We start from the raw sequence: 15,956 nt of genomic DNA on the forward strand, positions 1-15,956 counted from the left end.
AACCAGGCCCGATAAAAAAATGCTCATAGACGGCTCGCCTATGAGCATTCGACTACGATTCGATCAGCCCGTTCCAGCAATGCGCAATGCACCCGTACACGACCAACCTGAATCGCAGTTTAAGCCTGCGAATATACCAAAAATCCCCGTCAGCCCAAAGGATCGCCCTGCCGCAGGGCCAGGAACCACCGGGCTGACAGGCTTACAGCATCCACTCGATCGGCAGGATCGACAGAAAGTGGATGCCCATGCGCTGCAAAAAGCTGGTGCCGGGCTCGGTGTCATGCACCTTCAGGCCGGTATCGGTCTGCTCGCGCCACTGCAGATCGCCATCTGCTGACAGCGTCACCGTGTAGGTCGATTCCGGCATGCGCTCGGCAAGCGTGCGTGCCATGGTCTGCGCAAGCGACGAGCTGTCGATCACAAAGCCCATTTCGGTATTGAGCTTGGCCGAACGCGGATCGAAATTGTAGGAACCCACATAGACCCGTTGCCCGTCCACCGAGAACGTCTTGGCGTGCAGACTGGACGATGAACTGCCCATCAGGCTGTGCTGCCCGCCACCGCGCGAATCCGGCGAGTTGCGCTTCATCTCGAACAGGTGAATGCCTTGCTCAAGCAGCGCCTTGCGATGCTTTGCATAACCCGCATGCACCACTGCCACATCAGTGGCTTCCAGCGAGTTGGTCAGAATGGTGATGCCCACGCCATCTTTCGCCATCTCGCCAAACGCCTTCACACCGGCATCGGTCGGCACGAAATACGACGACACCAGCACCAGATCATGCTTGGGGGTGCCCAGCATCGTGCGCAGCAGATGCGGCATCATGTGCGCCTTGTCAGCCTCGCCCAAGCCCTTGGCAGGGTCGTCGCTGATCATGCGCGTGGCTGCCCACTCGATATGCAAAGACTGCGACATCAGGTCTTTGACAAAAGCCGATTCCGACAAGGCCTGCTGGTAGCTCACGGCCTCTTTCGAACCCTTCACGTTCGCCACGTGGTCGGCCCAACGCTGCTTGTCCTGATCGGTCGCTGCGCTTAAAAATCCTTTTACCGGATACGACGATGCGCTCGCCCAATACCGATCAAAGTCGGTAGAGACATCGTTCACCACCGGCCCTACCGCCATCACATCCAGGTCGGCAAAACTCATGGTGTCGGCAACGTCGAAATACTCGTCGGCAATATTGCGTCCACCAATGATCGTTGCCTGGTTATCAGCCGTCATGGACTTGTTGTGCATGCGGCGATTCAGGCGCGAGAAATCGGTCACGTAGCCAATCGCGCGGAAGCTTCGCTGAACGAACGGATTGAACAGCCGCACTTCCATGTTCGGATGCGCGTCCAGCACCGCCAGCGTCTTGTCCAAACCCTTGGCACCGTTATCGTCCAACAGCAGGCGCACTCGCACGCCCCGCTCTGCTGCACGCGCCAGCGCGTCCAGCAACAAAGTGCCGGACATATCGTCGTGCCAGATGTAGTACTGCACATCCAGGCTGCGTTCAGCGGTATCGGCAAGCAGCACACGCGATGCGAACGCAGCGCGGCCATCGCTCAAGGTGTGGATGCCGGATACGCCCTTGCGGTCACCGATGAAGGTGCCCACCGCGCGCCCCAGGCGGGTATCGGCAGTGTCGCGCAGTACAGATGATTCAGGCCGCCCTTCCAAGGATGGCAAGCTACCGCATGCAGCAAGCAGGGTAAGCGCCGTGGCGGCAGCCAATAGTCGAATGCCACCAAGCAGATGCTTGAGGCTGCGCGACGGTGTCGCGGAAATCGCGCCGATAATGTCAGTCTTGATCGTCTCGGTCATTACTGTCGGCCCGGAAATAAAAAAACCCGCATCCATTAGCATGGTGCGGGTTCAGTTTCGCGCCTTCGATGCATGAAAGCATCTGGCGGTCTCGAGCGGTGCACCATCGAAATGGTGGTGGGTGCTGAGGGGCTCGAACCCCCGACCTACGCCGTGTAAAGGCGCCGCTCTACCAACTGAGCTAAGCACCCGCTCTTTCGCGAGAGACAGAATTCTACACAATTTTGCCGCGTTGTGCACGCGGCGGTAGAAACCTGGCTATCGCGATGCAAGCTTAGTTGACGGCGTCCTTCAGGGCCTTGCCCGGACGGAACTTCGGCACCTTGGCTTTCTTGATCTTGATGGCCTCACCGGTGCGCGGATTGCGACCAGTGCGTGCGGCGCGAGCGGTTACCGCAAAGGTTCCGAAACCGACCAGCGTCACGGTACCGTTCTTCTTCAGCGTGGACTTGACTGCGCCCACCAGTGCGTCCAATGAACGGCCTGCTGCAGCTTTGGAGATATCTGCATGCTTGGCGATGTGGTCGATCAGTTCGGTCTTGTTCATTGGCCCCTCACAGGTCTCTGACAAATGTTTTAAGGGCTTCCCGACGTCGGTGACGCGTGCGAAGCCCAACGTGGATGTTCATTGATGCAACGCGTTCACTCCGTGAACGTGCGACCGATGCTGCGACTTCGTAGACCGCTGAAAAAAGCGTTTGAACAAGCACTTTTCCAACGGATGTATACGCTGCCGCAAAGGTCTCGGTTAACAGCAATGCAGGCGAACTATTTAAGCCTTGCAGCGAAACGCGTGTCAAGGGAAAACGCCTCGAAAGGCGCATGAATACTCGGGCTGCGTACTGGTGCCAAGTCTCTGCCAGGATTTTTGACCGATGCCCTGCCCCGCCGCCGCAAACGATGCGCCCGGGCAAACAAAAGGGGCACCGAGGTGCCCCTTCAGACTGCTGACCAACCCCCCGTTTTCGGACGTGGGGTTTTGTTTTTTGGGGATCAAGCAGCGAGCGCGGCGGGTTGTGCAGACAGCCAGCTATCGAGCCATCCGTCGGCACGGGCGGTCAGGGCGCGCCACCAGGGCGCAACAGGGGCCGATATCGACCACTGCAGGCGCAATAAAAGGCGCGCAAGCACCAGGGCGATCTTCTTGATGTTCTGCGCCGCCGCCGCCAGCAAGCATTGCTCGGCGACCTTGCGCAGCCCGCGCATGCGCGCGTAGCGGTGCCCATGCAGTTGCTTGGCATCGGCGAAGCTGCGCTCCACAGTTTCCTTGCGACGGGCGTATATCTTCTTACCCCAGTCCGTGTGGCGGCGTGCGTCAACCAGTTCCTTGTCGCGTTCCCACACGTGGCGCACGACCACCTTGATCGCGCTCTGGCTGTTGGTGCACTGGCTGCGTACCTCGCACTGCTGGCATTGCGTCGGGTCTGACTTGTATTCGCGGTAGCCCGCCCGATTGGTGGTGCTGTACGGCAGCCGCTGCCCAGCCGGGCAGACATATTCGTTGCGGTAGCGGTTGAACGTGTACTGTCGTTTGTAGAACAGCCCAGGCTTGTGGTTCGGCGTGCGGTAGCCCATTACTCCTTGGATATCGCGCGCATGCAGCCCGTGGCAGATCATCGGCGTGTAGTACCCCGCGTCCAGGCCTACCTTGCGCACACCGAAGCCGAAGCGCTCGCGCTGCCGATCCAGCCTCGCCAAGTAAGGTTGGCTGTCGTGCACCGAGCCTGACGTCACGTGTGTGTCGGTGATGATCGCGAACTTCGCATCGACCGTGCGATGGTCCAGGTAGAAGAACCCCACCGGCTTGTCGTCACGCACCATGAACCCGCTGTCCGGATCTGTACGACTGATCTTGACGTCCTTGGTCTGGGCAGCGCTGCCGCCCGCATCATCGTCGCCGCTGTCACGCTTGAGCGGCCGCTTGCCATGTAGCGCCCGATCCGCATCGACCGCCGCATCCAGCTCAGCCAAGTATGCCGAGGGTGTTTGTGCGACCGTCACCACGTCGAATTTCTTCTTGCTGGCGTTGGCCTTCAAGTGAGTGCTGTCCGTGTACAGCACCCGGCCATCCACCATCCCCCGCCCGATCGCCTGACGCACGATCTCGTCAAAAATCTCCTGGTACACCGAGGTGTCCGTATAGCGTCGCCTGCGGTTCTGCGAGAACGTCGATGCATCGGGCACCTTGTCGGTCAGCTGGAAACCGATGAACCACCGATACGCCACGTTCACCTGCACCTCGCGCATCAACTGCCGTTCACTGCGCACCCCAAACAGGTAGCCAATGAACAGCAGCTTGAACATCACCACCGGATCCAGCGCCGGACGGCCGTTGTTCATGCTGTACAGGTGCGCAACCTTCTCTCGGATGAACTCAAAATCGACCGCTGCCGCGATCTTGCGCAACAGGTGATCGGCCGGAACCAACGACTCCAGCGTCACCATCTCCAGCTCGTGCTGGTGGGGGATCGGTGCTCTTAACATCACCCAATTATGAACAAAGCCTCCGTTTTACGGGAGGCTTTGTCAGCAGTCTGAAGGGGCACCGAGGTGCCCCTTCATCTTCCTTGCGCATCATCCGGGAAATCGCCCGGATTTCTGCGCTGATGCGGCCATGTAATCGTTCATAGCCGCAGTGTCATGCAGCTTAGTGCTTGATGACCGGATCGGTCGTGCCGCCACCTGCTGCCGGCACATGCTCGACCTTGGCTGCGGCTTCCTTGGCGGCTGCCACTTCCTCATCGGGCAAGGGGGTAGGCATGCGTTCCAGCGCCAGTTCAAGCACACGATCGATCCAGCGTACCGGCACGATTTCGAGATGGTTCTTCACGTTATCGGGGATATCGCTCAGATCCTTCACGTTCTCTTCCGGGATCAGCACCGTGCGAATACCGCCGCGATGCGCCGCCAGCAACTTCTCTTTCAAACCACCGATGGGCAGCACTTCGCCGCGCAGCGTGATTTCGCCGGTCATGGCCACGTCAGCACGCACCGGAATGCCGCTGAGCGAAGACACGATTGCCGTGGTGATCGCAATGCCGGCAGACGGACCGTCTTTCGGCGTTGCACCTTCCGGGAAGTGGACGTGAATGTCACGCTTCTCGAACACGGTGTCAGCAAAGCCCAGACGATGCGAACGCGAACGAACCACCGAGCGCGCTGCCTCGACCGATTCCTTCATCACGTCGCCCAACGAACCCGTACGGTTGATCACGCCCTTGCCAGGCATGGTGGCCACTTCGATGGTCAGCAGATCGCCGCCCACTTCGGTCCATGCCAGACCCGTCACCTGACCGATCTGGTTTTCCTTCTCGGCCATGCCGAAGCTGTACTTGCGCACGCCCAGGAAGTCATTCAGATTTTCGCTGGTGACCGCAACCGACTTCAGCTCAGGCTTGAGCAAGAGCTGCTTGACCACCTTGCGGGCGATCTTGCCGATCTCGCGTTCCAACGCACGCACACCAGCTTCACGGGTGTAGTAGCGCACGATGTCTTGCAAGGCTTCGTCAGCCACCGTGATCTCGCCGTCTTTCAACCCGTTGGCCTTGATCTGCTTGGGCAGCAAATGCTGGCGCGCGATGTTGATCTTCTCGTCTTCGGTGTAACCCGACAGGCGGATGACTTCCATCCGGTCCAGCAGCGCCGGCGGAATGTTCAGCGTATTGCTGGTCGCCACGAACATCACGTCGGACAAGTCGAAATCGACTTCGACGTAGTGATCCTGGAAGGTGTGGTTCTGTTCAGGGTCGAGCACCTCAAGCAGCGCAGATGCCGGATCGCCACGGAAATCCATGCCCATCTTGTCGACTTCGTCGAGCAGGAAGAGCGGATTGCGCATGCCGGTCTTCGACAGGCTTTGCAGGATCTTGCCGGGCATCGAACCAATGTAGGTACGACGATGGCCGCGAATCTCGGCTTCGTCGCGTACACCACCCAGGGCCATCCGCACGAACTTGCGGTTGGTTGCCTTGGCAATCGACTGACCCAGCGAGGTCTTGCCCACGCCCGGAGGACCAACCAGGCACAGGATCGGTGCCTTGACCTTGTCGACGCGCTGTTGCACGGCAAGGTATTCAAGGATGCGTTCTTTCACCTTGTCCAGACCGTAGTGGTCGTCGTCCAGCACCTTCTCGGCGTTGGCAAGCTGGTTGTTGACCTTGCTCTTTTTCTTCCAGGGCAAGCCAACCAGCGTGTCGATGTAGTTGCGCACCACGGTGGCCTCGGCCGACATGGGCGACATGAGCTTCAACTTCTTCAGCTCGGCATCGGCCTTTTTGCGCGCTTCCTTGGGCATGTGCGCGGCGATGATCTTCTTTTCGAGTTCCTCGAAATCAGCGCCCTCTTCGCCTTCGCCCAGTTCCTTCTGAATCGCCTTGACCTGCTCGTTCAGGTAGTACTCGCGCTGGCTTTTTTCCATTTGCTTTTTCACGCGGCCACGAATGCGCTTTTCGACTTGCAGAATGTCGATTTCGGCTTCGAGTTGCGTAAGCAAAGCTTCCAGACGCTCGGAGGTCGAGAAGACTTCCAGCATCTTCTGCTTTTGCTCAAGCTTGAGCGGCAGGTGTGCAGCGATGGTGTCGGCCAGACGGCCCGGTTCGTCGATACCGGCTAGCGAGGTCAGGATCTCGGGCGGGATCTTCTTGTTCAGCTTCACGTACTGATCGAACTGCGACACGATCGTGCGACGCAGGGCCTCGGTCTCGGCACCTTCGCCTTGATCCGGCTCGATCGGCACCAGCTCGGCACCGAAGTGGGTGTTCAGGTCATCTACGCGAGTAATGCGGGCACGCTGAGCGCCTTCAACCAGCACCTTGACGGTGCCGTCAGGCAACTTGAGCATCTGCAGGATGCTGGCCACGCAGCCGATTTCGTAGATGTCGTCCGCCGACGGTTCGTCCTTGGCAGCGGACTTCTGTGCCACGAGCATGATGTTCTTGCCGGCTTCCATCGCCGACTCGAGTGCCTTGATGGACTTCGGGCGTCCCACGAAGAGCGGGATCACCATGTGCGGGAACACCACGACGTCGCGCAGCGGCAGCAGCGGCAACTCAATGGGTTCTGCAGGGAGGATCTGGCTCGCAGACATGATTATTCCTTGGATACGGATGCAATCAGTGTGGGGGCGAGGCCGTCCGATTCAAGCGGTAACCAGCCAGCCGCGCCTATCGTGCCGTCAACTCGACAGCAGAGCTAGCCCCCGGTCAAAATCACTGTAACACGGTGCCCGGGCGACAACGCCCGGGAATAGGACTGTGGCGTACACGTGACGAAGCCCCGACACACGCCGTAGCGCCTTGCCGGGGCTTCAGGGGCGCATAGAAATATCTACGCGTCACAAGGTCATTCGGTTGCAAGCAGTCCTGGTGCGCGGCAAAAAATCACCGCGCAGACCCGCGTGGGCGCAACTGTAACATGCAGATTCAGCGCCCAATAACCGCGGGTCACCGGCCTGTCAAAGTGCCACGGTCGAGATCCAAGGTACTGCTGCAATGACGATCACACCCACGATCAGCGCCACCAGGTAAGACCAGATCGCACCGATGACCTCGTCGGGCTTGGCACCGCCGATCTTGCAAGCAATGTAGAAGCCAATACCAACGGGCGGCATCATCAAGCCGACATTCATCGCGCAGACAACCACCATGGCGTAGTGAACGTCATGAATCCCCAGTGTCTTGGCAATCGGGAACATGATCGGCGCAAGCAGCAGCACGGCTGGCAAGCCTTCCAGCAGGCATCCCAGCACCACGAACACCAGGATGGTGACCGCCATGAACGCAAATACCCCACCCGGCAGCGTGGTCAGCGCATGCGACAACTGCTGGACCACGCCACTTTGGGTAATAGCCCATGCCATGGCCGATGCCGCTCCCAGCACCAGCAGCACGGTGCCGGACAGCGCAGCCGTGTCGACCAGCATGTGGTAGATCTTGCGTGCATTCAGGCCGCCGTACATCAAGTGCCCGACCACCATTGCATACAGCACGGCGACCGTCGACACCTCGGTTGCGGTAGCAATCCCCTCCCCGACCAGGCTTCGAATCAGGAAAGGCAGCACCAGCGCCGGGCCTGCTACCAGCAGCAGCTTGCCAACGAGGTTCATCGGGGCGCGCTTGGCACCACGCATGTCTTCGTGACGCGCTTTCCAGCGCGCCAGGACCATCAGCGTCGTCAACAGGACCATTGCCACGACGAAACCGGCATTGAACAGGCCCGCGATCGACACGCCTGCCACGGCACCCAGCACAATCAGCACAATGCTTGGCGGAACTGTGTCGGCCATGGCCGCGCCCGTGGCAAGCAGCGCGACCATGTCCCCTTGTTTTTGACCCCGACGCTTCATTTCCGGGAACAGCGCCGGCGCTACCGTCGCCATGTCGGACACCTTGGAACCCGAGATACCGGACACAATGAACAGCGATCCAAGCAGTACGTAAGACATGCCGGCTTTCACATGACCCAGCAAGGACGCCAGGAAATCGACAATCGCCTTGCCCATGCCCGTAGCGTCAAGCACGCATCCCAACAACACGAAGATAGGAACGGAGATCAGCACCAGACTGGAAATGCCTTCGTCCATGCGTCCGATCACCACCATCAACGGCACCTGGGATGAGAAGGCCAGGTAGCTGATCGTGCCCGCCGCGAAGCAGAACGCAATCGGCACGCCGGAAAGCAGACTCAGCGCAACAAAGCCCACCATGAAGATCAGGACGTTGACGGTACCCAGCTTCGCCAGTTGCGGAGACAGGCCCCAGCAAGTGGCGGCCACAATCGCCACCAGCACCGCGCCGAGAATCAATGGCTGCATGCGCACCGTTCTGCCTGCGAAGCCCAACACCATCGCCAACATGCCGACGATGCCGAAGAGCAGCGCAGACACGCGGAAGCTGTTGCGGATCTCCATCGCCGGCGTGGTGATATGCCACTCTTCCTGCACATATTCGAGCGCAGGCGGAATCAGCGCGATCAGCACGGCCGCCATGGCCATCAATGCAAACCCGTGTACGTATTCGCGCAGCTTCTCCGGCAGCATGTCTACGAACACGCCCAGACGAAGATGTTCGTTGCGATACACGGCAATCACCGAGCCAATCATTGCCAGCCACAGGAATTGCAGCGACACGACCTCGTCAAGCCAGACGATCGGGCTGGAAAGGATGTAACGCGACAACACGCCCGTGAACAACAGCAGCGTGATCGACGCGCCCAGCAACGCGGCGACGGCTTCAAGCGCTTTCAGCCACATGGGGCGGGCGGCAGTCGATTCGGGTGCCAGCAATGGGGACGCCAACGCGTCAAGGGGCTCCGTGGGAGCGGGCAGCACTGCGCCTTTCAGAATGTCACTCATGATGCCCCCATCAACCCAGCTTGCCGGCGTAGCATTCTGAAGCCGGCATATGGTTGGCAACGTCTGAGGTGAGTGCGGCTGATTGTCCAAGGGCCAACTTCCTTGGACCTGCGCTGACGGTGGCTGCAACGGCAGCACCTTGTATAAGCTTGCGGCGTGTGAGAGCCATGTGGTGTTTCCACTTTAATTAGAGTTGTGCGCACCTAGGCTATGCGGCGGCCTTCTCAGCGCTTTATTTGGCCACCGTCTTGTCGAGCAGACCTGGTATTTCCATCACGTACACCCAGGCTCAACAACAGTCATTCGACACCCCCGCGGATGCCGCCTGCTGCGTTGATGATTAGCTGACTAATCATCGGGCTTAGAAATAACAAAAACCGATGAAAAGTCAGGCAAACCGTACAATAAGATTTGCTTTGTGAACCATCCATACAGGGTTCCCCCCAGATGACCAAGGGGTGGTACTTCTGAGACGTCTGTCTGAAGCCTTTGCTGGCTGCGCACTCGGCCATCCACGGCTCGTGAAAAACAAAAAACCCTCACATCCGAAGATGGAGGGTTTATCAGTAGACCGAGGTTGAGCAACGGGACGTCAATCCCGAGCAAGCCCAGACAAGCAATTACGGATTGCTGCGCAAGTACTGAGCAGTCGTAAGGTAGTAGTTGCGTGCCGTGGCGTTCTTCTGGCGCTCGCCAAGCTCAGTGAAGGCTTGCGCTTTGATCTTGCGAGCGTCGGCATTCTTGGCATCGACGGCCAGCACGTAATCAGCCTGTTCGGCCGCCCACTGAAAATCTTTGTCAGTGATTGCGCGCGCAGCAGACTTCAGCATGCCTTCCTTTCCACCCGTCATCGCCAGCAGCTTTTCAGCACGCTCCGCAGGGGTCAAGGGGAAGATGTTGGTCGCATTGCCATCAAACCAGCCAGCCTGCTGCGCATAGATGCCGCGCACAGTCCAAGCGACGCCGCCATACCATTCCTGCAGATAGGGATGCTTCGCCAGATTCGGGGGAAGCTTCACGTCCTGCACCAGTTCGTCTGGCGTTTTGCCTTTGCCAATGCCATCCATCGTCTGGTCAAAGATCGACTTGATGCCATCACGATAGGCGGTCAGCGCATCCTTAGCAGCAGTCTCACCGCTTATCGGGCTCATGTGGCCCGGCACGATGTACTCAGGATTCAGCGCCAGCATCTTTTCAAGGCTTGTGATCCACTTCTCGACCGGGCGCGTGGGCAAGCCACGCAGCGGCGAAATGTTGGGGAAGGTCTTGAGCAAATCGTCCCCAGAGAACAGCACTTTATCGTCCGCCAGCCAGACCGCCACGGTCTCGTCGGCTTCACCAGGCGCGTGAATCAGCTTCAACTTCACGCCCGCAATCGTCAGGTCCAGTTCGTCACCGTCGAATGTCCTGGTCGGCGGGAGAAAACCTTCACGCGTGTGCGGCGTTGTACGGCCATATTCCAGCTGTGTGCCCGCATTGATGAACTGATCTGCTTTCAAGGAGACGCCGAACGCATCACCGCCTTCCCGCCGACCGCGACCGACATCCGGCTTTGCGGAAAGCATGGTTTTATGCGCGATGATCTCAGGCTTGCCATTACCCGCGAAAACCAATGCGCCGCCGGAATGATCAGGGTGGTTATGGGTATAAATGATGGCGCGAATCGGCTTGACGAGTTTGTCGCCGAATGCCGCAAGAATTGCACGTGCGTCATTTGGGTTGGCAGAGGTATCGATGATGATCGATCCGTCCTTGCCTTGAATCAACGCGACATTGCTCGCTGAATACCCTACCGCCACATATACGCGCTCAGAGACCTGAACAACCTTCTTCGCAAACTCATCCGAGTGCGCTTGAAGCGCCTGGCGGCTGCTGGCTGGATTTTCGTGTGCCATGGCAGGCGTGCTCCCGATCATGATTGCAGTCAGTGTGACACCAGCCGCAAACACCAGTTGGACATTGCGCATAACAGGGCGCTGCAGACGATAGTTAATCCAGCTCGATTTCATATTTATCGGTTTCAATAAAAAAAACCGAGTTTAGGCTGCAAAAAAGCAAGCAAACACTGCCGCTTTTGCAAGGCCGACTTTCATAAATGAAATTCGCAAGTTGCCGGAAAACCCACTCCGTTATTTCAAAAATGAAAGTTAGCCCTTCACTTTTCGTGTTTTGAAACTTATTCGCGCATGGTAGCTTGGCGGCGGAAAGCAAAGCGCTGCTTTTCCAAGAAACGCATTGCTGGACTCTGGAGCGTCGATGGATCTCAACGCGGTACGCATGTTTGTGGCGATTGCACAGACCGGAAGCCTGACTGGTGCGGCCCAGCGCCTGAACATTCCGCTGCCTACTGTCAGTCGCCGACTCAAGGAGCTTGAACGCGAACTGAAGGTTCAACTGGTTCAGCGTGCCGCAAAGGGTACGGTGTTGACCGACGCGGGCGTGCGGCTGCTTGAACATGCAGCCGTTGGCATAGAAGCATTGCAAGATGCCGAACATGCCGTTCAGTCCGACCAGATGTCGCTGAAAGGCCGCTTGCGGCTGTCACTGCCACAGACATTCGAGCCTTGGTGGAAGCTGATCGCCAGCTTTCAGAATCGCTACCCGGACATCGAAGTACTGGTCTATGCGACCGAGCGTCGCATGGACTTGTATGAGGACGGTATAGACGTTGCCCTGCGCGTAGGCGACATTCGGCACGAGAACCTCGTTGCGCGAAAAGTGCTTAGCTTCCGAAATATCGTGGTGGCAAGCCCCGCGCTGATCGAGCGGCTGGGCCGCCCAACCGACCCTGCCGACCTGCGTCGGTACCCGTGCGGCGTATGGGCCTCAAGGATAGATGCGCGCGCACGTTGGAGCCTGGGCGATCAGGTGATCGAACCTCGGGCCGTGATCGCGGCAAACGACTATCAGATGCTGACCCAGCGGGCCATACATGGAGACGTGGTCGCAGAGCTGCCGCCGTTTCTTGCACTACCTGCGATTGCAGCGGGCAGCTTGGTAGCTATTCTGGAAGCGTACCCTTGCCCGGAATGGCCGGTTCATCTGCTCTACCCGCAAAGTCGGTTCCGATCGAACCTGGTGCGTACCTATCTTGAGTATTGTCAGCTCAATATCGGCGAGGTGCAGGCCGCCTGCAATCACCGTATCTGGTGTTGAATTAACTGGCAGAAATCCATTAAGAAACTTCCATAAAAAAACCGGCCCACTTACGTGAGCCGGTTTTTTCCGCCTGAGAAACTCGATTTGAAGAACACTCCAAATCGAGCTAACAGAGGGCTTTAGTGCTTGGCAGAGATCGCAACCTTGGGGGCCTGGTCTTCGCCGTAGATCAACAAAGGCTTGCCTTCACCGCTGATGGCGTTCTCGTCCAGCACCACCTTGACGACGTTGCCCTGAGTGGGCAGTTCGTACATGGTGTCCAGCAAAGAAGCCTCGATGATCGAACGCAGACCACGCGCACCCGTCTTGCGCTTGAGCGCCTTCTGAGCGATCGCGAGCAAAGCCTGGGGACGCACATCGAGTTCAGCGCCTTCCATGGCCAACAGCTTCTGGAACTGCTTGACCAGCGCGTTCTTCGGCTCGACCAGAATCTGGATCAGCGCTTCTTCGTTCAACTCGGCAAGCGTTGCCACCACCGGCAGACGACCAACCAATTCGGGGATGAGACCGAACTTGATCAGATCTTCCGGCTCGACTTCACCGAACAGATCGCTGGTCGTGCGGCTGGATTCTGCCTTCACGGAAGCCGAGAAACCGATGCCGGACTTTTCAGTACGACCACGGATGACTTTTTCCAGACCATCGAAAGCGCCGCCGCAGATGAACAGGATATTCGTCGTATCGATCTGGACGAAATCCTGGTTCGGATGCTTGCGTCCGCCTTGCGGCGGGACCGAGGCAACCGTGCCTTCGATCAGCTTCAGCAAAGCCTGCTGCACGCCTTCGCCCGATACGTCACGGGTGATCGACGGGTTGTCGGCCTTGCGCGAGATCTTGTCGATCTCGTCGATGTACACGATACCGCGCTGGGCTTTCTCGACATCGTAGTTGCAGTTCTGCAGCAGCTTCTGAATGATGTTCTCGACGTCCTCGCCCACGTAACCGGCTTCGGTCAGCGTGGTTGCATCGGCCATCACGAACGGAACATTCAACAGGCGCGCCAGCGTCTGGGCAAGCAGCGTCTTGCCGGAACCCGTAGGTCCGATCAGCAAGATGTTGCTCTTTGCCAGCTCGACGTCATCCTTGCCTCCCGCTTGGCGAATGCGCTTGTAGTGGTTGTAGACAGCCACTGCAAGGATGCGCTTTGCGTGCGGTTGACCAATCACGTATTGGTCAAGGATTTCCTTGATTTCCGCCGGGGTGGGCAGCTCCGACTTGGTGCCGGCCGCCACTTCACCACCGACTTCGTCGCGGATGATGTCATTGCACAGGTCGATGCACTCATCGCAGATGAATACAGACGGGCCCGCAATCAGCTTGCGCACCTCATGCTGGCTCTTGCCGCAGAACGAGCAATACAACAGCTTTTCGTTCGACCCTTTCTTTTCCGACATGCTTAGTCCTGCTCAACGCGCGACTTCATCACCTTGTCGACGATGCCGTAGGCCACGGCTTCTTCGGCAGACATGAAGTTGTCGCGCTCGGTGTCGAGTTCGATTCGTTCGACCGGCTGGCCCGTGCTTTCGGACATGATGCGATCAAGGCGGCCACGAAGTTCGAGAATTTCGCGTGCCTGGATCTGAATATCCGTCGACTGGCCTTGGGCACCGCCCGAGGGTTGATGAATCATGATGCGGGAGTTGGGCAACGAGAAACGCTTGCCCTTCTTGCCCGCGGCAAGCAAGAACGCGCCCATGCTGGCAGCGATGCCGGTGCACAGCGTGGAGACGTCCGGCTTGATGAACTGCATCGTGTCGTAAATTGCCAGACCCGCATACACCGACCCGCCAGGCGAGTTGATGTAGAGCGAGATGTCCTTGTCGGGATTTTCCGACTCAAGGAACAGCAACTGGGCAACGACGAGATTGGCGGACTGGTCAGCAACGGGGCCAACCAGGAACACCACTCGTTCCTTCAGCATGCGCGAGTAGATATCGTACGACCGCTCGCCGCGTCCCGATTGCTCGATGACCATCGGGATATATCCCAGCGACTGTGGGCCCAGCGATTCGGTCCCGTACATCGATGCGTAGAAATCTACAAAGCGGCGCATATTTAGGCAGTTCCCATCAGTTCATCAAAACTAACTTTTTGCTCGGTGACCTTGGCCTTGGCCAGCACGTGGGCGACCACGTTGTCTTCCAGCACGACAGCTTCGACTTCTGCACGACGACGCTTGTCGGCGAGGTAGTAGCCGATGACTTCGGCCGGGCGCTCGTAGTTCTGCGAGAACTCTTCGATCTTGCCACGAACTTGTTCGGGCTTGGCTTGAAGGTTTTCAGCTTGCACGAGTTCCGACACGATCAGGCCCAGGCGCACACGACGCTCGGATTCTTCGGTGAAGGCTTCAGCCGGGATGGGCATCGAATCTGCATTCGGCACACCGCGCGACTTCAGGTCTTCGCGAGCGGACGCAACGCGGCGCTCGGTATCGTCGCTGACCAGCGACTTGGGCACGTCGAATTCAGCAGCCTTGACCAGTGCGTCCATCACGCTGGACTTGGTGCGGGCCTGGACGCGGCTCTTGACTTCGCGTTCCAGGTTGCTGCGGATGTCGGCACGCAGCTTTTCGACGTCGCCTTCGGCTTGGCCGAGTTGCTTCGCGAATTCTGCGTCAACGACCGGCAGCACGCCTTCTTCGACCTTCTTGATCGTGATGGCGAATTCTGCAGTCTTGCCAGCGACATCGGCCGAGCCGTAGTCAGCCGGGAAAGCCAGCGGGAAGGTCTTGGTGTCGCCAGCCTTCAGGCCACGCGCAGCATCTTCGAATTCCGGCAGCATGCGGCCTTGACCCAGCACGAATGCGAAGTCTTCAGCCGAGCCACCTTCGAATGCAACGCCGTCGATCTTGCCGACGAAGTCGAGGGTGATCTGGTCATTGTCGGCAGCAGCGCGGTCTGCGCGCTCTTCGAACGACAGACGCTGCTTGCGCAAGATGTCCAGCGTACGGTCGATTTCTTCGTCGCCAACGCTGGCTTCAGCGCGGGTGACTTCCAGGGTCGACAAGTCGTTCAGCTTGACTTCGGGGTAGACCTCGAAGGTAGCCGTGAAAGCGATTTCGCCTTCGACTGCTGCGTCGGCCTTCGGCTCGACGCGCGGCATGCCGGCGACGCGCAGCTTGGACTCACCCACGGCAGCTTCGAAAGCTTCACCGATCTTGGTGTTGATGACTTCCAGGCGCAGTTCTGGGCCGTAGGTGCGGGTCACCATCGACATCGGCACCTTGCCGGGACGGAAACCGGGCATCTTGGCAGTGCGGGCCAGACTTTTGAGGCGCGAGTCGACTTGTTTCTCGACGTCAGCAACCGGAACAGACAGATCCACACGGCGCTCGAGGCCGGACAGCGTTTCAACCACAGGCATGCAAAAACCTATATCTAAGAGTTGGAAGGTGGGCATGCAGCGGTTCGTCGAGGTCTCCAACGATGAACCGGACGCTGCATGGCGCAGGTTTGCATGACACAGATGCGTTCATGCTGGCCACTCCTGCGCCACAAAAGCTGAATGATAGCGTAAACCGCCAAATGCGCTTGCTGCACCGCCTCAGAAGTGCTTGGCGGGCGCGACTTTGTTGATGGTTGGGCCACAGATGGAAAGCACAAGGGCAGGTGCGAACAAACCATAGTGGGGCAA

At 58.6% G+C, this 15,956-nt stretch carries 10 protein-coding genes and 1 tRNA gene; 1 reads left to right on the forward strand and 10 read right to left on the reverse strand.

Going from position 1 to position 15,956, the window contains the following annotated elements:
• Positions 1-202 precede the first annotated feature (202 nt).
• From FXN63_RS14060 to FXN63_RS14090, 7 genes are all read right to left on the reverse strand, one after another.
• Positions 203-1,813: a phospholipase D family protein gene (locus tag FXN63_RS14060; protein WP_148815835.1), complete on the reverse strand. Its 1,611-nt coding sequence runs from the start codon at positions 1,811-1,813 to the stop codon at positions 203-205.
• A gap of 115 nt (positions 1,814-1,928) precedes the next feature.
• A tRNA-Val gene (locus FXN63_RS14065) sits at positions 1,929-2,004 on the reverse strand.
• 83 nt (positions 2,005-2,087) lie between these two features.
• Entirely contained in the window at positions 2,088-2,384 is a 297-nt protein-coding gene (locus FXN63_RS14070) for an HU family DNA-binding protein (RefSeq protein WP_281290810.1), read from the reverse strand.
• 422 nt (positions 2,385-2,806) lie between these two features.
• Positions 2,807-4,297: an IS1182 family transposase gene (locus FXN63_RS14075; protein WP_246164818.1), complete on the reverse strand. Its 1,491-nt coding sequence runs from the start codon at positions 4,295-4,297 to the stop codon at positions 2,807-2,809.
• 163 nt (positions 4,298-4,460) lie between these two features.
• A complete protein-coding gene (lon, locus tag FXN63_RS14080; RefSeq protein ID WP_148815839.1) occupies positions 4,461-6,899 on the reverse strand; it encodes an endopeptidase La in 2,439 nt (812 codons plus the stop codon).
• A 366-nt stretch (positions 6,900-7,265) separates the two neighbouring features.
• On the reverse strand, positions 7,266-9,164 hold the full coding sequence (locus FXN63_RS14085; RefSeq protein ID WP_148815841.1) for a TRAP transporter large permease: 1,899 nt from the start codon (positions 9,162-9,164) through the stop codon (positions 7,266-7,268).
• Between the two features lie 620 nt (positions 9,165-9,784).
• Positions 9,785-11,173 (reverse strand): alkyl/aryl-sulfatase, encoded by a 1,389-nt coding sequence (locus FXN63_RS14090; RefSeq protein ID WP_246164819.1) that lies wholly within the window; start codon positions 11,171-11,173, stop codon positions 9,785-9,787.
• 247 nt (positions 11,174-11,420) lie between these two features.
• Between FXN63_RS14090 and FXN63_RS14095 the strand changes: the two genes are divergently transcribed.
• The gene (locus tag FXN63_RS14095; RefSeq protein ID WP_148815843.1) at positions 11,421-12,320 is read left to right on the forward strand and encodes a LysR family transcriptional regulator; all 900 of its coding nucleotides are present in this window, start codon (positions 11,421-11,423) and stop codon (positions 12,318-12,320) included.
• Positions 12,321-12,442: 122 nt separating this feature from the next.
• Here FXN63_RS14095 and clpX read toward each other — a convergent pair whose 3' ends face one another.
• From clpX to tig, 3 genes are read right to left on the reverse strand one after another with little or no spacing between them, the layout of a single operon-like run.
• Positions 12,443-13,717, reverse strand: coding sequence for an ATP-dependent Clp protease ATP-binding subunit ClpX (gene clpX, locus FXN63_RS14100; RefSeq protein WP_148815845.1), 1,275 nt, complete (start codon positions 13,715-13,717; stop codon positions 12,443-12,445).
• A gap of 2 nt (positions 13,718-13,719) precedes the next feature.
• A complete protein-coding gene (clpP, locus tag FXN63_RS14105; RefSeq protein ID WP_148815847.1) occupies positions 13,720-14,376 on the reverse strand; it encodes an ATP-dependent Clp endopeptidase proteolytic subunit ClpP in 657 nt (218 codons plus the stop codon).
• A gap of 2 nt (positions 14,377-14,378) precedes the next feature.
• Positions 14,379-15,686, reverse strand: a complete 1,308-nt coding sequence (gene tig / locus FXN63_RS14110) for a trigger factor (protein ID WP_148815848.1) — start codon at positions 15,684-15,686, stop codon at positions 14,379-14,381.
• Positions 15,687-15,956: the final 270 nt, after the last annotated feature.

This window comes from Pigmentiphaga aceris (assembly GCF_008119665.1).
In the GTDB taxonomy this organism is placed as follows: domain Bacteria; phylum Pseudomonadota; class Gammaproteobacteria; order Burkholderiales; family Burkholderiaceae_B; genus Pigmentiphaga; species Pigmentiphaga aceris.

Coding starts and splice junctions, on each gene's coding strand:
- FXN63_RS14085 (WP_148815841.1), bottom strand. CDS start 9,164: ATGAGTGACATTCTGAAAGGCGCAGTGCTGCCCGCTCCCACGGAGCCC.
- clpP (WP_148815847.1), bottom strand. CDS start 14,376: ATGCGCCGCTTTGTAGATTTCTACGCATCGATGTACGGGACCGAATCG.
- FXN63_RS14095 (WP_148815843.1), top strand. CDS start 11,421: ATGGATCTCAACGCGGTACGCATGTTTGTGGCGATTGCACAGACCGGA.
- FXN63_RS14090 (WP_246164819.1), bottom strand. CDS start 11,173: ATGAAATCGAGCTGGATTAACTATCGTCTGCAGCGCCCTGTTATGCGC.
- FXN63_RS14075 (WP_246164818.1), bottom strand. CDS start 4,297: ATGTTAAGAGCACCGATCCCCCACCAGCACGAGCTGGAGATGGTGACG.
- clpX (WP_148815845.1), bottom strand. CDS start 13,717: ATGTCGGAAAAGAAAGGGTCGAACGAAAAGCTGTTGTATTGCTCGTTC.
- FXN63_RS14060 (WP_148815835.1), bottom strand. CDS start 1,813: ATGACCGAGACGATCAAGACTGACATTATCGGCGCGATTTCCGCGACA.
- tig (WP_148815848.1), bottom strand. CDS start 15,686: ATGCCTGTGGTTGAAACGCTGTCCGGCCTCGAGCGCCGTGTGGATCTG.
- lon (WP_148815839.1), bottom strand. CDS start 6,899: ATGTCTGCGAGCCAGATCCTCCCTGCAGAACCCATTGAGTTGCCGCTG.